Raw genomic sequence first — 25054 nt, 5'->3', positions numbered from 1 at the left:
ATCGTGTATGACTGCGGGGGTCACCGGGCACTCCCGTCGAGGGACGGGGGGACTCCCGCCGAGGAGCCGGGGACTCCCGTTCAGGGACCAGGAAGGACGAACATGACCACGCGCTCGCACCTCGCCGGTGCCCCCACCGACCTGGACGCGGTCATCGCCGACGCTCCCGCCGACGCCACCGGCGCGCTCTGGCGGCTGACGGAGGCGGGGCGCGTACTGGACGCGAACCTCATCCGGCTGCCGTCCGGCGGGGCGATCGCCGAACACCGCGAACCGGCGCTCGACGTCCTGCTGGTCGTGGTCGAGGGCAGCGGCCGGCTCGACACCGAGGACGGTCCCCACGACCTGCGGCCCCACACCGCCGCCCTGCTGTCCAAGAACACCCGGCGCGCCCTCACCGCGGGCCCCGACGGCATCGCCTACCTCACGGTCCACCCCCGTCGCCCCGGCCTCGGCATCGGTACGCCGCCCGCCCCCGAGGGCGGTGAGACGGCCTGCCTCCTGCACCGCGTGTGCGCGGACTGCGGCCGGCTCGCCCCGGAACGGGACGCCCGCTTCTGCTCCCGCTGCGGCTCGGGCCTTCCCGACTGAACACGCCGCACCGGGTCCCGTCTCCCGGGCGCCCCGGCCGTCCTCCCCGGCCCCCGTACGGCCTAAGGTCCACGTCATGACCGCCTTCACCGCCCTCGACCTCACCCGTACCGTCGGGGAAGCCGTCGCCGCCCTGCGCGAGGTCGCGGACCGCGACTGGTCCCGGCCGGCGGCAGGGCTGGAGTGGAGCTGCCACGACACCGCCGTCCACCTGGCCGGAGACCTGACGGCCTTCGCCGGGCAGCTGGCGTCCCGCGCGCCCGCGTCCTGGCTGCCGATCAGAGTCGGCGTCGCCCCCGGCACCACCCCCGGCCGCCTGACGGACCTCGTCGAGGCGAGCGGACGCGTGCTGGCGGCCACCGTCCTGGCGGCTCGCCCGGACGACCGCGCCTGGCACCCCGCCGGGGCGGCCGGCGCCGACGGGTTCGCCGCCATGGGCGCCACCGAGGTGCTGCTGCACACCCACGACATCCTGCACGGCCTCGGCGCCACCGGCTGGACCGGCTCCCCGCACACCAGCGCCCTGGTCCTCGACCGGCTCTTCCCGCACGCACCGCGCCCGGCCGGGGCGGACGCGTGGGACACGCTCCTGGCGGCCACCGGCCGGGCCGACCTCCCCGGCCTGCCCCGCCGGCGGCACTGGCGCTGGTACGCCGACCCCGTCCGCGGGAAGGGCGTCGTGCTGTGCGAGATCAGCCCCTCGGCCGCCGCCGACCTGCACACCGGCGGTAACGGCGGCTTCGTCTGGGCCGAGGACGGCCCGCCCGAGGGGACCAGGATCGCCGCCGGGATGCTGGGCCTGGCACGCGAGGTCGGGGAGTACCACCCCGGCTGGGGCCCGTACGCCATCGTCCGCGAGGCCGACCGCAGGGCGATCGGCGGGATCGGTTTCCACGGCGCTCCCGACCCCGAGGGCCAGGCGGAGATCGGCTACGACCTCCTCCCCTCGGCCCGGGGCCGCGGGCACGCCACCGAAGCCCTGCGCGCCCTGGCCGGATGGGCCTTCGCGCAGCCCGGGCCGACCGCGCTGCGCGCCGTGGTCGACGTCGCCAACGGGCCTTCGCACGCCGTGGTCCGGCGGGCCGGTTTCGCACGGGACGGCTCCGCGGACGGCGCCGTTCACTACCTGCTGCGTCGCCCCTGAAAGCCCGGCCGGGTGGCCCGCCCGACCGGCCCGATTAACCCTGGTGGGGCCGTGTTCGGCAGGATGAGGGCATGACCGAGATCCGTACCCCCCGCCTCCTGCTCCGCCGCTGGACCGACGACGACCTCGTCCCGCTGTCGGAGATCAACGCCGACCCCGAGGTGATGCGCTGGATCGGTGACGGTTCCACGCTCGATCTGGACGAGACGGCCGACGCCATCGAGCGCTGGGAGGACGAGTGGGACGAGGAGGGTTTCGGCCAGTTCGCCGTCGAGCTGCTGGCCTCCGGTGAGCTGATCGGCGCCGTCGGTCTGACGGTGCCGGAGTGGCTGCCCGAGGTCATGCCGGCCGTGGAGATCACCTGGCGTCTGGGCCGGCCGTTCTGGGGACAGGGGTACGCCTCGGAAGCCGCGCAGGCCACCTTGGAGTTCGCCCTCCAGGACCGGGGGCTGGACCGGGTGATCGCGGTCAACCGGGCCGGCAACGAGGAGTCCGAGAACGTCATCCGCAAGCTGGGGATGGAGTCGGAGCGGCGGGTCGAGGCCCCCGGCACCGGAGCCCTGCTCGACGTCCACTTCATCGACCTGACCGAGTACGAGGCCTGAGGACGCCGCCCGATCCCCCAAGCATCCCTTTGGGATGTCATAAGAGCTGTTTATGGGGTCATAAGAAGGGGGCGGGTGCCTGGTTAGGGTGGCCTTAGCTTAGGGTTCACCTTGATCAGCCAGTTTGTCGGTCGAAGGGAACCCACACATGCCTCGCCCTCTGCGGGTAGCGATAGTCGGCGCCGGCCCCGCCGGTATCTACGCGGCCGACGCGCTGCTCAAGTCCGAGGCGGCCGCCGAACCGGGCGTCTCCATCGACCTCTTCGAACGGATGCCGGCCCCCTTCGGGCTGATCCGCTACGGCGTCGCCCCCGACCACCCGCGCATCAAGGGCATCATCACCGCCCTGCACCAGGTGCTCGACAAGCCGCAGGTGCGCCTCTTCGGCAACGTCGACTACCCGAACGACATCTCCCTCGACGAGCTGCGCGCGTTCTACGACGCGGTGATCTTCTCGACGGGCGCCACCGCCGACCGCGAGCTGCGGATCCCCGGCGTCGAACTGGACGGCTCCTACGGCGCCGCCGACTTCGTCTCCTGGTACGACGGCCACCCGGACGTCCCGCGCACGTGGCCGCTGGAGGCCGAGAAGGTCGCGGTCCTGGGCGTCGGCAACGTCGCGCTCGACGTCGCCCGCATCCTCGCGAAGACGGCGGACGAACTGCTGCCGACGGAGATCCCGCCGAACGTCTACGAAGGCCTCAAGGCAAACAAGGCCCTCGAAGTGCACGTCTTCGGCCGTCGCGGCCCGGCGCAGGCGAAGTTCAGCCCGATGGAGCTCCGGGAACTGGACCACTCGCCGAACATCGAGGTCATCGTCAACCCCGAGGACATCGACTACGACGAGGGCTCGATCGCCGCCCGCCGCGCCAACAAGCAGGCCGACATGGTCGCCAAGACCCTGGAGAACTGGGCGATCCGCGACACCGGCGACCGCCCGCACAAGCTGTTCCTGCACTTCTTCGAATCGCCCGTCGAGGTGCTCGGCGAGGACGGCAAGGTCGTGGGCCTGCGCACCGAGCGCACGGAACTCGACGGCACCGGCAACGTCAAGGGCACGGGCCGCTTCACCGACTGGGACGTGCAGTCGGTCTACCGGGCCGTGGGCTACCTCTCCGACGAACTGCCCAAGCTGCCCTGGGACGTCGAGTCCGGCACCGTCCCCGACGAGGGCGGCCGGGTGATGGAGGCCGGGGCGCACCTGCCCTCGACGTACGTCACCGGCTGGATCCGGCGCGGACCCATCGGCCTGATCGGCCACACCAAGGGCGACGCGAACGAGACGGTGGCGAACCTGCTCGCCGACCACGCCGAGGGGCGGCTGCTCACCCCGGCCTCGCCGGCGCCGGAGGCCGTCGAGGCGTTCCTGGCGGAGCGGCAGGTCCGGTTCACCACCTGGGAGGGCTGGTACAAGCTGGACGCCGCGGAGAAGGCGCTCGGTGAACCGCAGGGCCGTGAGCGCGTGAAGCTGGTCGAGCGCGAGGACATGCTCGGCGCGAGCGGAGCGTAAGAGCCGAGGGACGGCACGGCGAGGGGGGCCCGCCGCCGGCGGGGCCCCCTCGCCGTGCCGGTGCGCGGATCAGTCCTTGATCGAGGTGATCTTGCGCGTCTTGAGGTCGGCCTGGACGTGGATCTCCGTGGTGTCGCCGCCGCCCCAGGTCAGGGTGACCGTGGCGTTCGTCTTGCCGGTCCCGCTGCCGGTCGAGTCGACCTTCCACTGGAGGGGCACGTTCTGGGCGCGCAGCACGCCGTTCGCGTGGTTCGCCTCCTCCCACTGCCTGAGCTCCTGCTGGAGGGGCTTGGAGAGGTAGGAGGCGCGGAGCTGGTCGGCCGTCTTGCCGTCACCGTCGTACACCGCGTCGATGTAGGAGCCGTAGAAGTCGGCGATACGGGTGAACGCGCCCTCGGGGCTGCCCGACACGGAGGGGAGTGCGGCTGCCGCCCGAATGGTGCCCGGGGCGGGCGCGGAGGCGGACGCATGGGTGACGAAGGCCAGGGAGAGCGCGGCCGCGGCGGCGGTCGCCGCGGTGGTGAGGGCAATGGCCGTGCGCTTGGTCAGAAGCTTGGGCATATTTTCGTACCTTTCCCCGTGGTGCGAAACGCGCCGGTACGGTCCCCGGCGCTGCCCCGAAAGACCTCTCTCGGGCCACTTCGGTTCTCGCGCTGCGGAGAATGGCTGAAAATCCACCGGGCCGTGTCGAAGGATCCGGAATGCCGTCGGGTCCAGTGGGGTTCGGACAAAGGCGATACCCGAAACCCGCACTGCACTGGAGAGCTCATGAAGATCGGCATCATCGGCGCCGGCAACATCGGCGGCAACCTCACCCGTCGGCTCACCGCCCTCGGACACGAGGTCTCGGTGGCGAACTCCCGCGGACCCGAAACGCTGGCGGCGCTCGCCGAGGAGACCGGCGCCACGCCCGTCACGGTCGCGCAGGCGGCCCGCGGCGCGGAGGTCGTCGTGGTCACCGTCCCGCTCAAGAACGTGCCCGACCTGCCCGCCGGGCTCTTCGACGGCGCGGCGGAGGGCTTCGCCGTCATCGACACGGGCAACTACTACCCCCGGGAGCGGGACGGCCGCATCCCCGGCATCGAGGACGAGGGGCTGACCGAGAGCCGCTGGACCGAAAGCCACCTGGGCCACCCGGTCGTCAAGGCCTTCAACGGCACCTACGCCGTCGACATCCTGGAACGGCACCGGCCGGCCGGCGCCCCCGACCGGATGGCGCTGCCGGTCGCCGGCGACGACGAGGCGGCGAAGAAGACCGTACGGGCGCTCATCGACGAGCTCGGCTTCGACACCGTCGACGCGGGCGGCATCGACGATTCCTGGCGTCAGCAGCCCGACACCCCGGTGTACGGCCTGCGCGCGGGCGTCGACGCCGTCACCAAGGCGCTCGCGGAGGCCTCGCCGGAGAGGCCGGCGGCCTTCCGCGGCTGAATATCTGTTGCCGCCGGTACAGAAATCCGGCGAATGCCGGTGAAGGTTCACGGCGTTGGGAATGAAAACGCGGAAACCTTCCGTGCCTGAGGGTCTGCACTGTGCTACGGTCAGCGCAGTTGCAGTTGTGGTTCCCAAAAACTTTATTCCGATGCTTTTCGGACGGGGCAATCATTACTTCAACACCGGTTCCCGCACAGTGTGGGTCCGGGTACAGCCCCGAAGGAGAAACTCATATGGCATCTGGCACCGTGAAGTGGTTCAACGCGGAAAAGGGCTTCGGCTTCATCGAGCAGGACGGTGGCGGCGCTGACGTGTTCGCCCACTACTCGAACATCGCCACCCAGGGCTTCCGTGAGCTTCAGGAAGGCCAGAAGGTGAACTTCGACGTCACGCAGGGCCAGAAGGGCCCCCAGGCCGAGAACATCGTTCCCGCCTGACGCAACCTTGGCGTGTGACCGACGTGGGGGCCCGCACCGTGAGGTGCGGGCCCCCACGCGTTGCCGGGGCCTTGATGCGGGATGCGTTCCGCCCCGCGCGGACGTTCCGCCCCGCCGGGGCGGAGGGGCAGACTGTGCGCCGTGACGATATTGAGCAAAGGCGCCAACCTGCCCGTCGGGTCATCCTCCGTCAGAGCCGTGCTCGGCTGGTCGGCCGGGCCCGGGGTACCGGACGTGGACGCGTCGGCACTCCTGCTGACGGGCGGTGGGCGGGTCCGCTCCGACGGCGACTTCGTCTTCTGCAACCAGCCGCGGCACGCCTCGGGCTCCGTACGCCACCTCGGTAAACAGCCCGGCGCGGACGCGCTCGACGTCGATCTGGCCGCCCTGGAGCCGGAGATCGAGCGGGTCGTCCTGTGTGCCTCCGCCGACGGCGGCAGCTTCGGCCGGGTCCCGGGGCTGCACCTGCGGCTGCTCGACGCGGCGTCCGGGGCCGAGCTCGCCCGCTTCGACATGACCGCCGACACCGAGACGGCGTACATCAGCGGCGAGCTCTACCGGCGCGCGGGCGCCTGGAAGTTCCGGGCGGTCGGGCAGGGGTACGCGAGCGGTCTGGCCGGACTGGCGACCGACTTCGGCATCACCGTGGACGATCAACCGCCCGCACCGGCTCCCGCACCGGCTCCCGCACCGGCTCCCGCACCGGCACCGGCTCCCGCTTCCGCTCCCGCACCGACACCGGCGCCGGCCCCGATGCCGGCCCCCGCGCGCGAGCCCGTGCGCGCGGCCGCCGTCCGGATGGTCAAGGGCGAGGAGCAGCTGCCCACCGAGATGCGCGAGCGCCTCTCCCTGCGCAAGCAGCAGGTGGCCGTCAGCCTGACCAAGAGCGGCGCCGCCGGAGTCAGCGCCCGGGTCATCCTCGTGCTCGACGCGTCGGGCTCGATGTCCACCCTGTACTCGCGCGGCACGGTGGCCGGGGTGGTGGAACGGATGGCCGCCGTCGCGGCGCAGCTCGACGACGACGGCGAGATGCAGGCCTGGACCTTCGCCACCCATCCCGCCCGGCTGCCCGACCTCACGATCGCCGGGCTCCCCGAATGGCTGCGCCTGCACGTGCGGGTCGGCCAGATGAGCCTCTTCGGCCGGAACAAGCCGGCCAAGGGACTGCTCCCGGGTCAGGTCGACATGCGTGCGGTCGGCTTCCAGAACGAGGAGCAGCGGGTCATCGCCGAGGTGCGCGCCTACGTACGCGACCATCCGGTCCCCGCCCCCACCCTCGTCCTGTTCTTCTCCGACGGCGGTGTCTACCGCAACGACGAGATCGAGCGGGAGCTCCGCGCGGCCGTCGAGGAGCCCGTGTTCTGGCAGTTCGTCGGCCTCGGCAGGGCCGGGTTCGGCGTGCTGGAACGGTTCGACACCATGCCCGGACGCCGTGTCGACAACGTCGGCTTCTTCGCCGTGGACGACATCGACCGGATCTCCGACCCGGAACTCTACGACCGCCTGTTGTCGGAGTTCCCGTCCTGGATCCGCGCCGCCCGAGAGGCGGGCATCCTGCGCTGACCGGGCCACTTGCCGTCAACCCCCTGGCCCACGCAGTGGAGTTGCCGTCGCCGCGTGAGCGTTCCGATTGGTCTGGACCCTTGACCGTCCGGCTGGTCCAGACCAATCATGGGGCGTCCGCCCGTTCGCTCGCGCCCCACCGGGAGCTTCGATGAGACGACGTCCACGCCCCGTTCACTCCTTACTCGCCGCCTTCGCCACCCTCGCCGCTTCGGCCGGCCTGGTGCTCGGAGCGGGCAGTGGCGCCGCGCACGCGGCGACGCCACTGCCGGCCCACGTGTTCGCCCCGTACTTCGAGGCGTACTCCTCGGACAGCCCCGCCGACCTCGCGCAGAAGTCCGGCGCGAAGTACCTGACCATGGGGTTCGTGCAGACCGAGGCCAAGGGTTCCTGCACCCCGTACTGGAACGGGAGTACCGCACAGCCCGTCTCCGCGTCCGTCTTCGGCGCCGACTTCGCCACGATCCGTTCGCGCGGCGGGGACGTCATCCCCTCGTTCGGCGGCTACGCGGCCGACAACGGCGGGACCGAGATCGCCGACAGCTGCACCAACGTGGACTCCATCGCGGCCGCGTACGAGAAGGTCATCACCACCTACGACATCACCCGCCTGGACATGGACATCGAGGACAACTCGCTGACCAACAAGGCGGGCATCGACCGCCGCAACCAGGCGATCAAGAAGGTGCAGGACTGGGCCGCCGCGGGCGGACGCCCCCTCCAGGTCTCCTACACCCTTCCCACGACCACGAGCGGCCTGGCGAGCAGTGGCCTGGCCGTGCTCAAGAGCGCAAAGACGGCGGGCGCGCAGGTCGACGTCGTCAACCTCATGACCTTCGACTACTACGACGGCGCCACGCACCACATGGCCGACGACACCCGCACTGCCGCCGAAGGCCTTCACGACCAGCTCGCCACCCTCTACCCGGGCAAGACCCCCGCCCAGCTCTGGGGGATGATCGGCGTCACCGAGATGCCCGGCATCGACGACTACGGCCCGGCCGAGACGTTCACCACCGCCGACGCGACGGCCGTCTACGACTGGGCCACGGCCAAGGGCATCAACACCCTCTCCTTCTGGGCCCTCCAGCGCGACAACGGCGGCTGCCCCGGGACCGGGGGATCCGACACCTGCTCGGGCATCGCCCAGGACCCGTGGTACTTCACCCACACGTTCGCCCCCTTCACGGGCGGCGGCGGACCCGTCGTGGACGACTTCTCCCTGTCGGTCACCCCGGGGTCGGCTTCCGTCGCCCCCGGCGCCACGGCCACCGCGACGGTCGCCACGGCCGTCGTCTCCGGCGCCGCACAGCCCCTCACCCTGACCGTCACCGGAGCCCCCGCCGCGGGGTGACCGCCACCCTCAGCCCCGCCACCGTCACGGCGGGCGGCTCCGCCCGGTTGACGGTCGCCGTCGGCGCCTCGGCCGCGCCCGGCCGCTACCCGCTGACCGTGACCGCCACCGGGGGCCGGCTCGTCCACTCGACCGGCTTCACCCTGACCGTCCCCGGACCGGGCGGCGACAGTGGGGCACTGGTCAACGGCGGCCTGGAGAGCGGCTCTCTCGCGCCGTGGACCTGCGAGAGCGGGGGCGCCGTCGTCACCACCCCCGTGCACGGGGGTGCGTACGCCCTCAAGGCCTCGCCGACCTCCGCGCAGAGCGGCGAGTGCACGCAGACCCTGACCCTCGCGCCCCACACCGCCTACACCCTCAGCGGCTGGGTCCAGGGCAGCTACGCCTACCTCGGCGTGCGCGGCGGGGCCAACGGCAGCACGTGGACCAGCTCGGCCGGCTGGACCGAGCTGGACGTGCCGTTCACCACCGGCGCCTCCGGTGCGGTCACCGTCTACCTGCACGGCTGGTACGGACAGGGCGCGGTCCACGCGGACGACCTCGTGGTGGGCCCGCAGCCCTGACGGCTAGTCTCGGCCGGGCCCGGGTGCGTACCCGGGCCCGGAAGGGCGGCGACATGACGGACGGCACCACCAACGGCACGGACGACGGGGTGCGCGTGCTGCGCGCGGCCGGCCGGCCGGCGGCTCCTTGGAAGAACGGCGGCGGAGTCACCAGGGAGATCGCCGTCCGGCCCGAGGGCGCCGGCATGGAGGAGTTCCTCTGGCGGGCCAGCCTCGCCGACGTGAGCGCCGACGGGCCGTTCTCCGCGTTTCCCGGAGTGGACCGCACGCTCACCCTCGCCGAAGGCGCGGGCATGGACCTGACGATCGGTGGCGTACGACGCCTCGTGGACGAACGCTTCGCCCCGCAGCGCTTCCCCGGCGACCGGCCCACGCAGTGCCGGCTCCTCGGGGGGCCCGTCGTGAACTTCAACGTGATGTACCGCAGGGAGGCCGTGGAGGCCGAAGTCGCCGTCGTACGCGGCGATGTGGTGCTCGCCGTACCGCCCCGCGCGACCCTGCTGGTCGTGGCACTGGACGCTCCGGCGTTGCTCGGCGGCTCCCACCGGCTGGGCCCCTACGACGCCGCCTTGGTCACCGGTCCGGGCAACCGCGCGCTCCGCGCCGACGGCCACACGGCCGTGGTCCGGCTGACCCCGCACCCCTGATGACCGCATGCCGGAACGGGGCGGATTTGCGGGGACGGTGCGGGCCGGTTTCTGTTCTACGCTGACCCGCATGGTGAAGCAACAGCGTGGCCAGGCCACTGTCGACCTGGTCCTGAACTCCGCGCTGCGGGTGTACGCGGAGGCCGGACAGCAGGGTTTCACCGTCAACGCCGTCACCAAGGCCAGCGGGGTGAGCCTCGGCAGCCTGTACCACCACTTCGGCAGCTTCGACGGCCTCGCGGCCGCCCTCTACACCCGCTGCATGGGCGAGCTGTTCGAGCAGATGATCGCCGCCCTGCTCCGCACGCGGACGGCACGCACCGGCGTCCGCGCGCTGGTCCGGTCGTACCTGCGCTTCACCGAGGAACACCGGGACGCCGCGCTCTTCCTGCACGCCTCGGCCTACTCCGGCTACCTCGCCGTCCACGCCGAGGAGATCTCCGCCGCGAAGTCCGTCATGCTCCAGCCGATGGCGCAGTGGTTCGGTGCCCGCGTGGCGAAGGGCGAGATCGCCACGATGCCCGGTCCGGTGATCGAGGTGCTGGTCATGGGGCCGGTCGCGGAGACCGCCCGGCGCTGGCTGTCCAGCACGTACGAGATCGACCTGGACGAGGCCGCCAAGCTGCTGCCCGACAGCATCTGGCGCTCCCTGCGCCCGCAGTGAGGTGATGCGCGCCTCGGGCCACTGGGGCCCGGAGCGCGCATCCGGTCAGCAAGGCCGCACGTTTCAGTGGAACAGCATGGAGGCGTCGCCGGCGGCCGTGGTCACCGAGCCCGGACACAGGAAACTGCCCGAGACCTTGGTCGCCGTGAAGGCCTGGTTCACGTACCGGCGTGTGGAGCCGTCACGGTTCCACACGATGTTGGTCGCCTTGAACCGGCAGGAGATGAAGCTCATCTTGCCGTTGATGTCGATGGCGTCCGTCCTCGCGACACCGCTCGCGTCGTCGAAGGTGAACGCCGGGTTGTTGTTGAGGGAGGCGGTGATGCCGCCCCCGCAGGACAGATTGCCGCCGGGGGCGTTGATGCCGCTCCGGTCGACGGTCAGGGCGCCGGGCGGGACGGCGCTGGTGGGGGCGTTCGTCCAGCTGCAGGTGTTGCCCGAGACGACGATGACGCCGTCCACCTTCTGGTCGGCGGTGGGGCCGAGGGCCAGAGCCGTCGTGGATCCGCCGAGGACCACCGCGGCGACCAGCGCGGTGACGCCCGGCCAGGTCGGGAACTTCCTCATGTCGCTCCTCCTTGCCACGTACCTGTGGGGGTGTACGGGCGGGGCCCGGAGGGCCGCGCCACAGTGCGTCCGGCCGCCGCGGGTGGGGGGTACCCGGGGACGGCCGGGGGAGAGAGCTTTCGCGCCTGGACCGGAGACCGCCCGGAGGACCGGTGCGGTCGGTCACGCACGCGTTCGCGCACACGGTCACGTGCACGTTCACGGAAGGTCGCACAGGGGTCTTGAAATGTCAGGCCCATGCCAAGGATTTGGCCGGATGGCGCCACTTGGCGGGAGTTCGCCCCGGGTCGGACGGGGCTTGTGCGGCACACGAGCGAGTCACGACCGGCCACTCGCACACTTGCCCCATCCGCTACCGCCTACATGTCAACCCGCCGGCGCGTCAGTCGCCGGGGCAGCACCCTCGGGGGAACAGTGATCAGTCGTAGGACCGTCGTCCGGGCAGGCGTGGCCGCCACCAGCATCATCGGAACCGGTGGCATGCTGCTGCCGGTCGTGAACGCCGCCGCGGACGAGCCGCGCGCCGCCGGAGCCGAGCTCGACCCGGCCGGCATCGCGAAGTTCACGCAGCGGATGCCGCTGGCGCCGGTGCTCCAGCCGTACCTCACCACGAGCACCACCAGCTACTACCGGATGTCCTTGAAGGAAGCCTCCAAGGAGGTCGTGCCGGGACTGACCACCAAGCTGCGCACCTTCAACGGCTCCTTCCCCGGCCCCGTCATCAAGGCCGAGTCGGGCCGCCGGGTCGTGGTCAAGCAGACCAACTCGCTGGACGTGCCCACCTCGATCCACCTCCACGGCGCCCACGTCCCGCAGGACAGCGACGGTTCCCCGATGGACCTCATCGCGGCCAAGGGCGGCACCAAGACCTACACGTACCCCAACACCCAGCCGCACGCGAACCTCTGGTTCCACGACCACGCCCACCACATGGAGTCGGAGAACGTCTTCCGCGGCATGACGGGCACCTACATCCTCACCGACGACACGGAACGCCGGCTGGGCCTGCCGTCCGGCAGCTACGACATCCCCGTCTCGCTGCGCGACGCCCGCTTCACCGACACCGGTGAACTGGTCTACGAAATGGGCGACTTCCGGCACCGCAACGTCATCCTCGCCAACGGAAAGGCCTGGCCCTACTTCGAGGTCGCGGCGCGCAAGTACCGGCTGCGCTTCACCAACACCGCCAACCAGCGGTTCTTCGGCCTGAGCCTCGCGGACGACTCGGAGCTCGTGCTGATCGGCACCGACGGCGGCCTGCTGACCGCCCCGTACCGCACCGACACGGTGTCCATCTCCCCGGGCGAGCGGGCCGACGTCGTCATCGACTTCTCCCGCTACCCCGTCGGCACCACCATCGAGCTCCGCAACAAGCACATCGACCGTGACGAGCCGGCCAACGAGATCGGGGCGGTCCTCCAGTTCCGCGTCACCCGTTCCGCGCGCGACGACAGCGTGGTCCCGGCGCAGCTCAGGACGCTCCCGCCGCTGCCCACCGCCACCGTCGACCGCAGCTTCGAGATGCGGATGGACGAGACCGGCGCCCCGAGCAGCATGGCGTACATCAACGGCAAGACGTACGACATGAACCGGATCGACACCGAGATCGCCTACGGTGCGACCGAGATCTGGACCGTCCGCAACGCCAACCAGTACGCGCCGCACAACTTCCACATGCACCTGGTGCAGTTCCGGGTGCTGGAACGCAACGGCCAGGCGGTGACCGAAGGCCCGGAGACCGGGCTCAAGGACACCGTGCCGCTGAAGCCGGGCGAGACGGTGAAGATCCAGGCGACCTTCACCGGGTACCGGGGCACGTACGTCTACCACTGCCACCTGTTCGACCACGGGGCGATGGGCATGATGGCGAACATGCGCATCTCCTGACCCGGACGCGGTCGCTGCCGCTCGGCACGGTCGCTCGGCGCGGTGACCCGGCGCGGCCGTTCAGGCCGCGCCGGAGGACGCCTTGCGGCCCAGGACGGCCCAGGCGCGCACACCCAGCGTGAGGGAGCCGTCCGGCCGGGACGGCAACGCAGCGCGCAGGGCCGTGCGCAGCCGCTCCCGCTCGGGCGGGGCGAGGGCCGCCACGTAGCCGGGGGCGGGTCCCTGGCCGGCCAGGAACGGCTCCCACAGGTCGGCGAACGAGGCGAACTCGGCCCTCACCCCGATCGGGGCGACGTGCACGCCGTCCAGCCCCGCCGCCGTCCACAGCGCGCGCAGTTCCTCCGGGCGGCACAGCGGGAAGCGGCGGCGCTCGTCGACGGCGGCCGCTGCCGGATCCATTGGCGCGGCCGCTTCCCAGAAGCGGTACAGGAGTTCCATGCCCTCGGCGTAGTCCCACACGTAACAGGCGACGAGCCCGCCCGGGCGCGCCGCACGCGCCGCCTCGGCGACCGCGGCGCCCGGTGCGGGGAGGAAGTTGAGGACGAGGGCGCTCACCACGGCGTCGAAGGCTGCGTCGCGCACGGGCAGCGAGAGCGCGTCGGCGAGCACGAACCGGGCCGGCGGCGCCACGGCGGCGCGCGCCGCCGTGAGGAAGCCGGCGGAACGGTCGGCGCCCACGACCAGGCGCGGGCGGGCCCGCCGGGCCACCGAGGAGGTCAGGGCGCCCGTGCCGCAGCCGGCGTCCAGCCACACCGCGCCCTCCGCGACGCCCAGCCAGTCCACGAACCGGTCGGCCACGAGGCGGCTCCAGCGCCCCATGTACCTTTCGTAGGCTTCTCCCGCGGCCCAGACGTCGAACCTCTGCTCCGTCATACGACCACGATGGCGCACCGCGTGCCCGCAGGGCGTCAGGACGGACTGTGTCGGGCGCGAGGTCAGCCCGCGGCGGGCACCCCGTCGAGTTCCCAGGCGTGACGCTTGAACTCCCGGGCGAAGTCGGGGTGGTCCTCCCACTGACGGGCGATGCCGCGCAGAACGTCCCAGTGGTGTTCCACCGACTGGTCGATGACGCGGCGGACGGCGGGCTCGGCCCCGGCCCGCTTCTCGATGAGGCCCTTGACCGCGGACGCCTCCAGCACCGCGTTGCGCAGGGCGCGCAGGGCCCGGGAGGTGTCGTCCATCGCGAAGCCGTTCTCGCTGCCGGTTTCGGCGGCGAACAGCGGGGTGAGGCGCGCCTCGATGAACGCGGTGATCCGCGTGAAGTGCTGAACGTCCATGGGGGCTCCATCTCCTGCCACGCGGCCACACCGCGGCCCGGCATCTCTCGGTACTTCGGCCGTCCCACCCTAGTGGGGCGGCCGGGGCGGACGGGAGCGGGGAGCCCACAACAAAAAACCCCGGACCTCAATGGCGGCCGGGGTGATTCTCTGCGTATATTGGTTGTTTCACGTAGACCCATATGGCACTGCAAGGGGAAACGTGAAGCAGCTTTACGTGGACACTGTATCGCGTCAGGAGTGGAATTGTCAACCGAGGAATTCCGGAATGAGCAGCAATTCATCACCGGGCTCTACGCACGCCTCGACGACCTGCGTGACCAGGCCGAACGCGCCGTCCGGAGCGCGCTCGCGGAACCGGGAAGCGGGTTGCAGGCGCGCCTGGAGCGCGATGTGCTGGTCGCCGAGCAGTCGGGGCTGCTTTCCGCTCTGAACTCCGGGGAGAACGGCCTGTGTTTCGGCCGGCTGGAGTTCTCCGACGGCCGGGACCACCACATCGGCCGCATCGGAATCAGGCAGGACGACCAGGACCGCACCCCCCTCGTCCTCGACTGGCGGGCCGAGGTCGCCCGCCCCTTCTACCTCGCCACCGGCCACACCCCCATGGGACTGCGCCGGCGCCGCCACCTCACCACCCGGGGCCGTGAGGTCACCGCACTGCACGACGAGATCCTGGACCTCACCGACACCGAACGCACCGGCCACGAAGGGGCCGACGCGGACGCCGTCCTGCTCGCCGCCCTCGACGCCGCCCGGACCGGGCGGATGCACGACATCGTCGAGACCATCCAGGCCGAGCAGGACCGGATCATCCGCTCCCCGCACGCCGGCGTCCTCGTGGTGGAAGGGGGCCCCGGCACCGGCAAGACCGCGGTCGCCCTGCACCGCGCCGCCTACCTCCTGTACGCGTACCGCGAGCTCCTCGCCAAGCGCGGTGTGCTGATCGTCGGCCCCAACCCGGCGTTCCTCGGCTACATCGGCGAGGTCCTGCCCTCCCTCGGCGAGACGGGCGTGCTCCTCGCCACGGTCGGCGAGCTCTTCCCCGGCGTGCACGCCACCCGCACCGACCGCCCCGGCGCCGCGGCCGTGAAGGGCCGCGCGGCGATGGCCGGGGTACTCGCCCGGGTAGTCGGCGACCGGCAGGCGCTGCCGGAGACCGTCCCGGCGGGCAGCGGCGAGGACACCTCCGTGGTCCCCGAACCGGCCCTGGAGATCGACCACGACGACTACGGGACTCTGCTCCTGGACCGGACGATGGCCCACGAGGCCCGCGACCGGGCCCGCGGCACCGGGCTCCCGCACAACCTGGCGCGGCCCTACTTCGCGTTCCGCGTCATCGACGCGCTCACCGAGCAGCTCGCCGACCGGCTCGGCGCGGACCCGTACGGCGGACCCAACCTGCTGGGACCCGACGACATCGCCCAGCTCGGCAAGGAGATCGCCACCAGCCCCGAGGTGCACGCGGCCATCGACACCCTCTGGCCGCCCCTCACCCCCGAACAACTGGTCACCGACTTCCTGGCGGACCCCACGTACCTGGACGCCGCCGACGCCGAGTTGATCCGGCGGCCCGCGACGGAGACCGGCTGGACACCCGCGGACATCCCGCTGCTCGACGAGGCCGCCGAACTGCTCGGCGAGGACGACAGCGCGCGGCGCGCCGCCGAGGAGCGGGAACGGCTGGAGCGCATCGCGTACGCGCAGGGCGTCCTGGACCTCTCGCAGGGCTCGGAGTCCTACGAGTTCGAGGACACCGAGAACGAGTACCTGGCCGCGCACGACATCATCGACGCGGAGCGCATGGCCGAGCGGCACGAGGAGGCCGACCACCGCAGCGCCGCCGAGCGCGCGGCCGCCGACCGTACCTGGGCCTTCGGCCACGTCATCGTCGACGAGGCCCAGGAGCTGTCCGCGATGGCGTGGCGGCTGCTGATGCGGCGCTGCCCGACCCGCTCCATGACCCTGGTCGGGGATCCCGCGCAGACGGGTGACGAGGCGGGCTGCGGCTCCTGGAAGCGCATCCTCGCCCCGTACGTCGGCAACCGCTGGGAGCTGGTGCGGCTCGGCGTGAACTACCGTACGCCCGCAGAAGTCATGGACGTCGCCTCCGCCGTGCTCCGCGCCCGCCACCCCGGCTTCGAGCCGCCCCGCTCGGTGCGGTCCACGGGCGTGCGTCCGTGGTCGCGGGCGGCGGACGACCTCCCCGCCGCGGTCGCCGGGGCGGTGCGCGCCGGCACCCCGGCGGAGGGCCGCCTCGCGGTCATCGCCCCGCGCCCGCTGCACGAGGCCCTGGCCGCGGCGCTGCCCGGCGTACGGGCCGGTGCGGAACCGGACCTCACCCACGAGGTCGTGCTCCTCGACCCGCGCCAGGCCAAGGGGCTGGAGTTCGACACGGTGCTCGTCGTGGAGCCGGCGGACATCGCGCCGAGCGACCTGTACGTGGCGCTGACCCGCGCGACGCAGTCCCTCGGTGTCCTCCACACCGGGCCCCTCCCCGAGGAACTGGGGGAGCAGCTGCTGCCGATGTGAGGCGGACGCCCCCGGGGGAGTCCGGGCCCTGGCCCCGACGGCCCCGCGCGGTGATCATAGGAGGGCGCCGGCCCACCGGGCCCGCCCGCACCACTGGTTACAGGAGGCCGTGTGTCCGCAGAGTCCAGCTACGCGTACGGGGTCCACGAAGTGCCGCTGCTCGGCGACACGATCGGCGAGAACCTGGACCGCACCGCGCGCAGGTTCCCCGAGCGCGACGCCCTCGTCGACATGGCCACCGGACGCCGCTGGACCTACGCCGAACTGGCGGCGGACGTCGACGCGCTCGCCCTCGGCCTGCTGGACCTCGGCATCACCAAGGGCGACCGGGTCGGCATCTGGGCGCCCAACCGCCCCGAATGGACGCTGGTCCAGTACGCGACCGCCAAGATCGGGGCGATCCTGGTCACGGTGAACCCCGCCTACCGCTCGCACGAGTTGGAGTACGTGCTGCGGCAGTCGGGGATCCGGCTGCTCGCCGCCGCCGACCGGTTCAAGACCTCCGACTACGCGGCCATGATCGAGGAGGTGCGCCCGCGCTGCCCGGAGCTGGAGCACGTCGTCCTGCTGGAAGGCGACCTGTGGGCCTCCCTGCTGGAGCGCGGCCGGCAGGGCGATGCGGCCCGACTGGAGCGGGCGCGGGCGGCGCTGAGCCCCGACGACCCCATCAACATCCAGTACACCTCCGGGACCACCGGCTTCCCCAAGGGGGCGACGCTGTCCCACCACAACATCCTCAACAACGGGTTCTTCGTCGGGGAGTTGTGCCACTACACCGAGCAGGACCGGGTCTGCGTCCCCGTTCCCTTCTACCATTGCTTCGGGATGGTGATGGGCGCTCTGGCCTGTACGAGCCACGGCGCGGCGCTCGTCATCCCGGCGCCCTCGTTCGACCCCGCGGCCACCCTGGCGGCCGTGGAGGCCGAGTCGTGCACCTCGCTGTACGGCGTGCCGACGATGTTCATCGCCGAACTCGCCGACCCCGGCTTCGCCGCGTACGACCTCTCCAGCCTCCGGACCGGCATCATGGCCGGCTCCCCGTGCCCCGTCGAGGTGATGAAGGAGGTCATCGACAAGATGGGCATGACGGAGGTCTCCATCTGCTACGGCATGACGGAGACCTCACCGGTGTCGACGCAGACCCGCGCGGACGACTCCGTCGGACGCCGGGTGTCGACCGTGGGCCGTGTCGGCCCCCACCTGGAGGTCAAGGTGGTCGATCCGTCCTCCGGGCGGACCGTCCCGCGCGGGGAGCCGGGCGAACTGTGCACCCGGGGCTACTCCGTCATGCTCGGCTACTGGGGCGAGCCCGAGCGGACCGCCGAAGCCGTCGACGCGGCACGCTGGATGCACACCGGCGACCTGGCCGTCATGGACGAGGACGGCTACCTGAGCATCACCGGCCGGATCAAGGACATGGTGATCCGCGGCGGCGAGAACATCTACCCGCGCGAGATCGAGGAGTTCCTCCACGGACACCCGGACGTCCTGGACGTCCAGGTCATCGGCGTCCCCGACGCGAAGTACGGTGAGGAGCTGATGGCGTGGGTCCGGATGCGCGAAGGCGCAGAGCCGCTGACCGCCGAAGCCGTCCGCGCGTACTGCGGGGGCCGCCTCGCACACTTCAAGATCCCGCGCTACGTCCACGTCGTGGACGAGTTCCCGATGACCGTCACCGGAAAGATCCGCAAGGTCGAGATGCGCGAGGCGGCCACCCGCCTCCTCGCGACCGACTGAGCGGGCAGCGTCAGCGAGGGGCCTTCGGGCCCTTTTCCCGCACCGAGTTGCCCGTCACCGTGCCGTCGCTCCCGGAGAGGGTGACGTCGTGCCTGACCCCGTCCGGGCCGAGGACCACGGCGTCCCACGCGCTCGCCCCGCCCTGTTCCACGACCACGCGCAGCGACTCCACCTTGCCGCCCGACACGGCTCCCGCCGCCTTGTCCACGGCCTGGGTGGCGGGCAGCGAGGGCAGCGGCGCGGGAGCGGCCGGCTTCGCGCCGCCGCCTTCCCGGCCCGGCCGCCGCCACCCGGGTGCGCCGTCTTCCGTGCCGCGGCCTCCCCTCGGGCCGTCGGCGTGGGGCCCCGCCTGCGCCCGGCCGGCCTTCGGACCGTCACCCCGGCCGTGCTCCCGGGCGAAGGACGCGTGCCCCTCCCGCTCCTCGTGCCGGTGCTCCGCGACCGCCACGGCCGCCGCCGCGCCGCCGACCAGCACCACCAGCCCGAGGGCCACCCCACGCGTACGCCCCTGCCGGGTCAGCCGGACGAGCCTGCCGCGACGGCCGGCCGGCGAGGCGTCCGCCGGCACCGCTTTCGCCTCACCGGCGTCCGCGGGCCGGTCGTCGGAAGGCTGGGGAGTGGACTGGGTCATGTGAGTGCTCCTCGCGTACTCCGGGCGCTCCGCCCGGCAGGGCAGATCGTGCGCCGCGCATCCTGAAGCTGCGCTGAAGCGAGCTGAAGACCTCTTCAGCAACCGCGCGGGGCGACCTGCGAACCTTGACCCCATGCGCGTACTGGTGGTCGAGGACGAGCGGCGGCTGGCCGCCGCCCTGCAGCGGGGGCTCGGAGCCGAAGGGTTCACGGTGGACGTCGCCCACGACGGCACCCGAGGGCTGTGGCTGGCCGCCGAGCACGACTACGACGCCATCGTGCTCGACATCATGCTTCCGGGCCTGAACGGCTACCGGGTCTGTGCCCGGCTGCGCGCGGCGGGCTGCGAGTCGGGGATCTTGATGCTCACCGCGAAGGACGGCGAGTACGACGAGGCCGAAGCCCTGGACACCGGCGCGGACGACTTCCTGTCCAAGCCGTTCTCCTACGTCGTCCTCGTGGCCCGGCTGCGCGCGCTGGTCCGGCGCACCGGCCGCCGCCGCCCGCACACGATGACCTTCGGTGACCTGGTGGTCGACCCGGCCGCGCAGCGGTGTACGCGAGGCCGGGCCGAAGTGCGCCTGACCTCGCGGGAGTTCGCCGTCCTGGAGTACCTGGCCCGGCGGGCCGGGGAGGTGGTGCCCAAGCGCGAGATCCTGGAGAACGTGTGGGACGCCGCCTACGACGGTGACCTGAACGTCGTGGAGGTGCACGTCAGCGCCCTGCGACGGAAGATCGACGCACCCTTCGGGCGGGCCGCGGTGGAGACGGTGCGCGGCGCCGGTTACCGGCTGGCGGCCGACGGTGGCTGAGCGGACGTCCCGCCCCGGCGCCGGGCTGCGCGCGCGGGCCCTTGCGCTGCGCCGGCTCCTGGCGGGCGGCCCGCGGCCCCGTTCCGTACGCGCCCGGGCGACGCTCGGGGCGTCCGCCGTGGTCGCCGTCGCCCTCGGGGCGGCCTCCTTCGCGCTGCTCGGACTGCTCCACGGCAACCTGGTGCGCAGTGCCCAGGCCGACGCGGAGCGGCAGGCGGTGGCCACCGCGGGGATGGCGGCGGGAGGCCGGCTGGACCCCGTGCTGGCCGCCGGGCGGGGAACGGACTTCCTCCAGGTGGTGGACGCCGGGGGCCGGGTGCTGGCGGCGAGCCCCAACCTGGTGGGGCGTCCCGCCCTGTCCGGGGTCCGCCCCGCACGGCCCGGAACGGTCCGCGACACGTGGAACGGCCGTCCGGTGCGCGAGGAGCACCGCCAGCGCGTCGTACAGGTCACCACCGCCACCGCGTCGGGGCTGGTCACCGTCTACGCGGGCACCTCGCTGCGGCAGGCCGACGCCGCCGGGGACATGATCACCGCCGCGCTGGCGGTCATGGTGCCGCTGCTCGTCCTGACCGTGGCCCTCGTCACCTGGCGCGTGACCGGCTGGGCACTGCGGCCCGTCGAGGCGATCCGCGCGGAGATGGCGGAGATCGGCGAGCGCGACCTGCACCGCCGGGTGCCCGTGCCGCCGAGCCAGGACGAGGTGGCCCGGCTGGCGGTGACGGTGAACGCGGCCCTGGACCGGCTCGAAGCCGCAGGGATCCGGCAGCGGCAGTTCATCGCGGACGCCTCGCACGAACTGCGCAGCCCCATCACGGTGCTCCGTACCCAACTGGAGGTCGCGCAGGCGCACCCCGACCCCGTCTCGTGGGGCGAGTTGGTCGGCGGCGCGCTGGAGGACACGGTCCGGCTGCAGGACCTGGCGGCGGACCTGCTCCTGCTGGCGCGCCTGGACACCGCCGAGCCGGCTCCGGCCGCCCCGGTCGACTTCACCGCGGTCGCCCGGGAGGCGGCGCGCCCGCGCGGGGGCGACCGGGTCCCGGTGGAGGCGGAGCTCGCGCCGGGGGTGACCGTGCGCGGCAGCACCCTGTGGCTGTCCCGGCTCGTCAGGAACCTGCTGGACAACGCGCAACGTCACGCCGCGGGGCGGGTGTCGCTGTCCCTACGGGTGGACGAGCAGCGCGGCGTCGCGGTGCTGGAGGTGTCCGACGACGGGCCCGGCATCGCGGAGGCGGACCGGGAACGGGTCTTCGAACGCTTCACCCGGCTCGATGACGCCCGCAGCCGGGACGAGGGAGGGTCGGGCCTGGGCCTGGCGATAGCCCGCGACATCGCCTCCGGGCTGGGCGGCTCCCTCTGGGTCCACGACGCCCCCGGGGGCGGCGCCCGCCTGGTGGCGACGCTGCCGCGGACGCCTAGGCGGTCTCTTTCGGATCTTGCCTGACCCGCAAGATCCGAAAGAGACCGCCTAGCGCCGGCGGGGTGCGCCGTTGACGAGGAGCGCGTCGGTGATCAGGCGGACGCCCCGGGCCAGACGGGCGAGTTGGTCGAGTTCGACGGCGTACATCCGGATGGTGTTCTCGATGACGGACTCGGCGACGCCCAGGGAGGGCAGCTCGGCCCGGCAGGTTTCCAGGGCCACCCGCACGGCGCGTATCTCGTGCTGGAGCTGGATGCGCGCGTGCCGGGTGAGGAGGACGGGATGGCGGTTGAACGTCGAGTACGCCGCGTACCGGGCCGGCAGCAAGTCGCGCAGCCAGCGGATGGCGGTGCGTTCCCAGTCGTGACTTCCGGGGGCCTTGACCTGACAGGGCCAGTCCGGGCTGAGGGTGACAGAGGCCGTCTGGGGCATTCTCGTCGCTTCCGAGTGGTGTCGAACTCTGATCGAGAGGGGGTGGGCGGCCTCGACCCAGGGGTTGATCGAGGCCGCCACGGCGGTCTACGGGATCCGAAAGCCCGGATCGGGTACCCGGAAGCGGGCGTGAGGAGGAGTCGCTCGCTGCTGGGTGCTCGCTCGGGAGGGCGTGGGGTCGCTCTCCCCGGCATCTGGTGGATTCCGGCCGCGCCTCAGTAAACATATATACCGTCGAGTAAGCAAGCGTATGAAAAAATTCATGCGGCTCTCGCGTGAACGTTCCTATCCGGAAAAGGAGCGCCCGCTTCCGCGCTAGAGGAAGAATCCGTGCAGGTCAGCGGCCTGCTCGTACCCTTCGAGGCGCACCTGCGTCCGCTCCGGGTCCGCATCCGCCATGGCCTGCAGCAGGGCCGCCGACAACACCCCGGGCGCCGCGTAGGAGTCGAACACCAGCCGCGATCCGGTGCCCGCGGTGAGTACCACGTCCGCCTCCTCCACCAGGGGACCCAGCGTCGGATCGGTGATCAGCACGACGCGCAGACCGGCGCTGCGGGCCGTCCGCACCGCGGCGAGGGTCTCCTTCGCGTGCCGGGGCATGGCGAAGGCCAGCACCCAGGTGCCGCCCGCCGCACGGGCCTGGAGCAGCGCGTCGTAGGCGACGCTGCCACCGCTCGTCACCAGGCGCACGTCGGGGTGGATGCGCCGGGCCGCGTAGGCGAAGTACTCCGCGAGGGAGACGGAGATGCGCAGACCGAGCACGGTGAGGGGGACCGACTGGGCCAGGTCACGGCCGATGTCCAGGATCCGGTCGGTGTCGGCCAGCAGCCTGCGCACGTTCTCCAGGTTCTCGATCTCCGCGTCCACCGCCGCCTGGAGCTCGTTGTGACGGATCTGCTCCCGGCTCTCCTGATGGCCGGCCACCGCGTTCAGCGCGATCGGCTGCAACACCTCGCGCAGGGCGGGATAGCCGCTGAAACCCAGCGACGCCGCGAAGCGGGTCACGGAGGGCTGGCTCACCCCGACCCGTTCCGCGAGTTCGGTGATCGACAGGAACGCGGCCTCGGTGAGGTGGTCGATCAGATACTGGGCGATCCGCCGCTGACCGGGGGACAGGGGGTGCCCGTCGAACAGCGCCCGGACCCGGTCGGCGGGGGCACGCTCGTGCTCCGCGGCCTGTCCGCCAGGCGTGATGGCGGCCGCCTGAGCGCGTTCCTGCTGCCCCGATGACACCGACGGGCCTCCTTCTCATGCCACTCGTGATCAAACATAGCTCACCGGGGAGTCACGAGGTCAGACGGTACAGACGCAGGGCCAGCTGGAGCTCCAGCGCCGCAGCCGGGGCGTTCCAGTCGTCACCCAGGAGGCGGCGGATCCGGTCCAGCCGCTGCACCACCGTATTGACGTGGACGTGCAGGGCCTCCTTCGCCTTGGACAGGCTCGCGCCATGGGCGAAGTAGGCGTCCAGCGTACGGACGAGATCGGTCCCGCGCTGGGCGTCGTACGCGATGACGGGGCCCAGCACCCGCTCGACGTAGCCGCTCACATCGGCGCGGTCGCCGAGCAGCACGCCGAGGAACCCCAGGTCGGCGAGGCCGGCGCCCTGGCCGGACTGCCCGAGCGCGTGCAGGGCCTCCACGCACCGCAGCGCCTCCGCGTACACGGCGGGCAACGCGCCCGGCCGCTCCGCGGGCCCGGCGGCGCCCACCGTCACCGGGGCGCCGGCCGCGAGCCCCAGCTCGGCGGCGAGCGAGCGGGCCAGGTCCCCCGGGCGCGGCGCCGGGACCACCATGACGACGAGCCCCTGGTGCACGCCCGACAACCCCTGGGCGGCGCGGGCCCGGCGGGCCGTCTCCGACGCCAGGCGGCCCCGTAGCCGCGGATCGCACTGGAGCACCAGCACGGCATGCGGCCGGGACAGGTCCAGGCCCAGCCGACGGGCCCGTATCCGCCGGCTCGCCCCGTCGTGGACCCGGCCCGCCCCCTCCGGTGTCAGCAGGTCGCTGAGCAGTTCGCCGCGCACCCGGTCCTCGGCCTCCGCTATGGAACGCCGCAACAGCAGCAGCAGGGCGGTGACCAGGCCGGCCCGCTCGAACAGGCGCCGTTCGGAGTCGGTGAGACCGGGCCGGCCGGTCAGGGCGACGCTTCCGAGGAGTTCGGCGCCCGCCATGACCGCCCACACCCAGACGCCGTCCACGGCGACCGCGCGCCCGCCGCTGCGGGAGTCCGCCACCCCCCGCAGGGGTGCGGCGAGGGGATCGGCGCGGACCCGGGCCAGTTCGGTGCCGTCGGCGTCGTGGACCACGATGCCGCCGCCGAGCAGCCCCGCGACGTCCCGCGCGAGATCGCCCACGTCACCGCCGCGCAGGACGAGGTCGGTGAGCCGGTCGTGGGTTTCGGTGGCCAGGCGCATCGCTTCGCTGTGGGCACGGATCGTCTCGTTGGCCCCGCCCAGCTCGACGAGCGCCGCCCGGGTCTCCTCCAGCAGCCGGGCGCCGTCGATGGCCACGGCGGCGTGGTCGGCGAGCGAGGACAGCAGTGCGACCGCGTCGGGGGCGAAGGCCCGGACGGCGCGGTCGGCCGCGTACAGCACGCCGATCACCCGCGTCCCCACGCGGAGCGGGACGCCGAGGATGCCCCGCAGCCCCTCCTCGCCGACGCCCCGGTCGATGGCCGCGGTGTGCTTGAACCGGCCGTCCGAGCCGTAGTCGCTGGAGGCGTAGGGCCGGGCCGTCTGCGCCACGAGACCGCCGAGCCCCTCGCCCATGCCGAGGCGCAGCTGCTGGAACGCGGCGGAGACCGAGCCGTCCGTGACGCGCATGAACGTGTCGCCCGCCGCGGGGTCGTTGAGGGTCAGGTAGGCGACGTCGGTGCCCAGCAGGGTCCTCGCCCTGCGGACGATCGCCCGCAGTACGGCGTCCAGGTCGCGCAGGGCGGCGAGATCCCCGGCCGTGTCGAACAAGGCGGTCAACTCCGCCTCCCTGCGCCGGTGCTGACCGAGGGTCCGTCTGATGTCCAGCGCGACGCGCGTGGCGTCCTCGACGAAGGCGAGCTCCGCCGGGTCGGCGCCCCCGGTACGGACCTCCCCGGCGGCCGCCGCGAACCGCTCGGCCGGCGCCCCCTCGGCCAGCAGGCCGAGCAGCGTGCGGAGCGCGGCCGCCACCGGGTTGTCGGGGAGGGGGCGGGGGCTGGAGGCGTCATTCACGCGGCCCATGCTGACAGCCCTTCCGGAAGGCCTCCGAGGGGGAGGC

At 72.5% G+C, this 25054-nt stretch carries 22 protein-coding genes and 1 pseudogene; 15 read left to right on the top strand and 8 right to left on the bottom strand.

Translation table 11 applies throughout. From position 1 onward, the window contains the following. Nucleotides 1–102: 102 nt before the first annotated feature. From OG861_RS03580 to OG861_RS03565, 4 genes are all read left to right on the top strand, one after another. Complete coding sequence (locus OG861_RS03580) at nucleotides 103–591, top strand: cupin domain-containing protein (protein WP_330261213.1); 489 nt, start codon at nucleotides 103–105, stop codon at nucleotides 589–591. A 76-nt stretch (nucleotides 592–667) separates the two neighbouring features. Next, nucleotides 668–1735, top strand: coding sequence for a GNAT family N-acetyltransferase (locus tag OG861_RS03575; RefSeq protein WP_330261212.1), 1068 nt, complete (start codon nucleotides 668–670; stop codon nucleotides 1733–1735). Nucleotides 1736–1806: 71 nt separating this feature from the next. Next, complete coding sequence (locus tag OG861_RS03570) at nucleotides 1807–2340, top strand: GNAT family N-acetyltransferase (protein ID WP_329200602.1); 534 nt, start codon at nucleotides 1807–1809, stop codon at nucleotides 2338–2340. Between the two features lie 148 nt (nucleotides 2341–2488). Further along, nucleotides 2489–3850 (top strand): FAD-dependent oxidoreductase, encoded by a 1362-nt coding sequence (locus tag OG861_RS03565; protein WP_330261211.1) that lies wholly within the window; start codon nucleotides 2489–2491, stop codon nucleotides 3848–3850. 69 nt (nucleotides 3851–3919) lie between these two features. On the opposite strand, the gene OG861_RS03560 is transcribed toward OG861_RS03565, so the two are convergent. Beyond that, nucleotides 3920–4411: a hypothetical protein gene (locus OG861_RS03560; protein WP_330261210.1), complete on the bottom strand. Its 492-nt coding sequence runs from the start codon at nucleotides 4409–4411 to the stop codon at nucleotides 3920–3922. On the opposite strand from OG861_RS03560, the gene OG861_RS03555 reads away from it, so the two are divergent. The 6 genes and pseudogenes from OG861_RS03555 to OG861_RS03530 all read left to right on the top strand — a co-directional run bounded on the left by OG861_RS03555 (nucleotide 4319) and on the right by OG861_RS03530 (nucleotide 10512). Beyond that, on the top strand, nucleotides 4319–5281 hold the full coding sequence (locus OG861_RS03555; protein WP_330261209.1) for an NADPH-dependent F420 reductase: 963 nt from the start codon (nucleotides 4319–4321) through the stop codon (nucleotides 5279–5281). The two genes, OG861_RS03560 and OG861_RS03555, sit on opposite strands and share 93 nt — an antisense overlap. A 236-nt stretch (nucleotides 5282–5517) precedes the next feature. Next, a complete protein-coding gene (locus tag OG861_RS03550; protein WP_030228921.1) occupies nucleotides 5518–5721 on the top strand; it encodes a cold-shock protein in 204 nt (67 codons plus the stop codon). Nucleotides 5722–5862: 141 nt separating this feature from the next. Beyond that, on the top strand, nucleotides 5863–7284 hold the full coding sequence (locus OG861_RS03545; RefSeq protein ID WP_330261208.1) for a VWA domain-containing protein: 1422 nt from the start codon (nucleotides 5863–5865) through the stop codon (nucleotides 7282–7284). A gap of 151 nt (nucleotides 7285–7435) precedes the next feature. Continuing rightward, nucleotides 7436–9201 (top strand): annotated as a pseudogene (locus OG861_RS03540) (glycosyl hydrolase family 18 protein). Between the two features lie 53 nt (nucleotides 9202–9254). Next, nucleotides 9255–9848, top strand: a complete 594-nt coding sequence (locus OG861_RS03535) for a HutD/Ves family protein (RefSeq protein WP_329200612.1) — start codon at nucleotides 9255–9257, stop codon at nucleotides 9846–9848. 70 nt (nucleotides 9849–9918) lie between these two features. Next, a complete protein-coding gene (locus OG861_RS03530) occupies nucleotides 9919–10512 on the top strand; it encodes a TetR/AcrR family transcriptional regulator (RefSeq protein WP_329200614.1) in 594 nt (197 codons plus the stop codon). 63 nt (nucleotides 10513–10575) lie between these two features. On the opposite strand, the gene OG861_RS03525 is transcribed toward OG861_RS03530, so the two are convergent. Continuing rightward, the gene (locus OG861_RS03525; RefSeq protein WP_329200616.1) at nucleotides 10576–11079 is read right to left on the bottom strand and encodes a hypothetical protein; all 504 of its coding nucleotides are present in this window, start codon (nucleotides 11077–11079) and stop codon (nucleotides 10576–10578) included. A 447-nt stretch (nucleotides 11080–11526) separates the two neighbouring features. Here OG861_RS03525 and OG861_RS03520 point away from each other — a divergent pair, with 447 nt between their 5' ends. Then, nucleotides 11527–12966: a multicopper oxidase family protein gene (locus OG861_RS03520; protein ID WP_329200618.1), complete on the top strand. Its 1440-nt coding sequence runs from the start codon at nucleotides 11527–11529 to the stop codon at nucleotides 12964–12966. A 60-nt stretch (nucleotides 12967–13026) separates the two neighbouring features. Here OG861_RS03520 and OG861_RS03515 read toward each other — a convergent pair whose 3' ends face one another. Beyond that, nucleotides 13027–13839, bottom strand: a complete 813-nt coding sequence (locus OG861_RS03515) for a class I SAM-dependent methyltransferase (RefSeq protein ID WP_329200620.1) — start codon at nucleotides 13837–13839, stop codon at nucleotides 13027–13029. Nucleotides 13840–13901: 62 nt separating this feature from the next. Further along, the gene (locus tag OG861_RS03510; protein WP_330261207.1) at nucleotides 13902–14243 is read right to left on the bottom strand and encodes a hypothetical protein; all 342 of its coding nucleotides are present in this window, start codon (nucleotides 14241–14243) and stop codon (nucleotides 13902–13904) included. 246 nt (nucleotides 14244–14489) lie between these two features. On the opposite strand from OG861_RS03510, the gene OG861_RS03505 reads away from it, so the two are divergent. Both OG861_RS03505 and OG861_RS03500 read left to right on the top strand, forming a co-directional pair. Beyond that, entirely contained in the window at nucleotides 14490–16772 is a 2283-nt protein-coding gene (locus tag OG861_RS03505; RefSeq protein ID WP_329200624.1) for a HelD family protein, read from the top strand. Between the two features lie 111 nt (nucleotides 16773–16883). Then, nucleotides 16884–18509 carry an AMP-binding protein gene (locus tag OG861_RS03500; RefSeq protein WP_330261206.1) on the top strand — a complete coding sequence of 542 codons (1626 nt, stop codon included), beginning with the start codon at nucleotides 16884–16886 and terminating at the stop codon, nucleotides 18507–18509. A 10-nt stretch (nucleotides 18510–18519) separates the two neighbouring features. Here the strand turns inward: OG861_RS03500 and OG861_RS03495 are convergent, their stop codons facing one another. Next, nucleotides 18520–19140 carry a hypothetical protein gene (locus tag OG861_RS03495; RefSeq protein WP_329200628.1) on the bottom strand — a complete coding sequence of 207 codons (621 nt, stop codon included), beginning with the start codon at nucleotides 19138–19140 and terminating at the stop codon, nucleotides 18520–18522. A 133-nt stretch (nucleotides 19141–19273) separates the two neighbouring features. On the opposite strand from OG861_RS03495, the gene OG861_RS03490 reads away from it, so the two are divergent. Together OG861_RS03490 and OG861_RS03485 are read left to right on the top strand one after the other, a co-directional pair. Then, entirely contained in the window at nucleotides 19274–19951 is a 678-nt protein-coding gene (locus OG861_RS03490; RefSeq protein ID WP_329200630.1) for a response regulator transcription factor, read from the top strand. Nucleotides 19952–20009: 58 nt separating this feature from the next. Next, nucleotides 20010–21395: a sensor histidine kinase gene (locus OG861_RS03485; RefSeq protein WP_443064474.1), complete on the top strand. Its 1386-nt coding sequence runs from the start codon at nucleotides 20010–20012 to the stop codon at nucleotides 21393–21395. A 24-nt stretch (nucleotides 21396–21419) separates the two neighbouring features. On the opposite strand, the gene OG861_RS03480 is transcribed toward OG861_RS03485, so the two are convergent. The 3 genes from OG861_RS03480 to OG861_RS03470 form a co-directional block, all read right to left on the bottom strand. Beyond that, nucleotides 21420–21803 carry a hypothetical protein gene (locus OG861_RS03480; RefSeq protein WP_329200634.1) on the bottom strand — a complete coding sequence of 128 codons (384 nt, stop codon included), beginning with the start codon at nucleotides 21801–21803 and terminating at the stop codon, nucleotides 21420–21422. Between the two features lie 315 nt (nucleotides 21804–22118). Continuing rightward, nucleotides 22119–23036, bottom strand: a complete 918-nt coding sequence (locus OG861_RS03475; RefSeq protein WP_329200636.1) for a MurR/RpiR family transcriptional regulator — start codon at nucleotides 23034–23036, stop codon at nucleotides 22119–22121. Nucleotides 23037–23088: 52 nt separating this feature from the next. Next, nucleotides 23089–25017 (bottom strand): helix-turn-helix domain-containing protein, encoded by a 1929-nt coding sequence (locus tag OG861_RS03470; RefSeq protein WP_329200638.1) that lies wholly within the window; start codon nucleotides 25015–25017, stop codon nucleotides 23089–23091. Nucleotides 25018–25054: the final 37 nt, after the last annotated feature.

Source organism: Streptomyces sp. NBC_00539, assembly GCF_036346105.1.
Classification (GTDB): domain Bacteria; phylum Actinomycetota; class Actinomycetes; order Streptomycetales; family Streptomycetaceae; genus Streptomyces.
Note: the sequence above shows the minus strand (reverse complement) of the source record. Positions and strands in the feature narration are given on the sequence as shown.

What these genes read in the sequence shown, in the direction of transcription:
- OG861_RS03530 (WP_329200614.1), top strand. Translation starts at nt 9,919, where the DNA reads ATGGTGAAGCAACAGCGTGGCCAGGCCACTGTCGACCTGGTCCTGAAC.
- OG861_RS03580 (WP_330261213.1), top strand. Translation starts at nt 103, where the DNA reads ATGACCACGCGCTCGCACCTCGCCGGTGCCCCCACCGACCTGGACGCG.
- OG861_RS03555 (WP_330261209.1), top strand. Translation starts at nt 4,319, where the DNA reads ATGGGTGACGAAGGCCAGGGAGAGCGCGGCCGCGGCGGCGGTCGCCGC.
- OG861_RS03565 (WP_330261211.1), top strand. Translation starts at nt 2,489, where the DNA reads ATGCCTCGCCCTCTGCGGGTAGCGATAGTCGGCGCCGGCCCCGCCGGT.
- OG861_RS03550 (WP_030228921.1), top strand. Translation starts at nt 5,518, where the DNA reads ATGGCATCTGGCACCGTGAAGTGGTTCAACGCGGAAAAGGGCTTCGGC.
- OG861_RS03575 (WP_330261212.1), top strand. Translation starts at nt 668, where the DNA reads ATGACCGCCTTCACCGCCCTCGACCTCACCCGTACCGTCGGGGAAGCC.
- OG861_RS03560 (WP_330261210.1), bottom strand. Translation starts at nt 4,411, where the DNA reads ATGCCCAAGCTTCTGACCAAGCGCACGGCCATTGCCCTCACCACCGCG.
- OG861_RS03495 (WP_329200628.1), bottom strand. Translation starts at nt 19,140, where the DNA reads ATGACCCAGTCCACTCCCCAGCCTTCCGACGACCGGCCCGCGGACGCC.
- OG861_RS03480 (WP_329200634.1), bottom strand. Translation starts at nt 21,803, where the DNA reads ATGCCCCAGACGGCCTCTGTCACCCTCAGCCCGGACTGGCCCTGTCAG.
- OG861_RS03515 (WP_329200620.1), bottom strand. Translation starts at nt 13,839, where the DNA reads ATGACGGAGCAGAGGTTCGACGTCTGGGCCGCGGGAGAAGCCTACGAA.
- OG861_RS03470 (WP_329200638.1), bottom strand. Translation starts at nt 25,017, where the DNA reads ATGGGCCGCGTGAATGACGCCTCCAGCCCCCGCCCCCTCCCCGACAAC.
- OG861_RS03525 (WP_329200616.1), bottom strand. Translation starts at nt 11,079, where the DNA reads ATGAGGAAGTTCCCGACCTGGCCGGGCGTCACCGCGCTGGTCGCCGCG.
- OG861_RS03490 (WP_329200630.1), top strand. Translation starts at nt 19,274, where the DNA reads ATGCGCGTACTGGTGGTCGAGGACGAGCGGCGGCTGGCCGCCGCCCTG.
- OG861_RS03510 (WP_330261207.1), bottom strand. Translation starts at nt 14,243, where the DNA reads ATGGACGTTCAGCACTTCACGCGGATCACCGCGTTCATCGAGGCGCGC.
- OG861_RS03535 (WP_329200612.1), top strand. Translation starts at nt 9,255, where the DNA reads ATGACGGACGGCACCACCAACGGCACGGACGACGGGGTGCGCGTGCTG.
- OG861_RS03570 (WP_329200602.1), top strand. Translation starts at nt 1,807, where the DNA reads ATGACCGAGATCCGTACCCCCCGCCTCCTGCTCCGCCGCTGGACCGAC.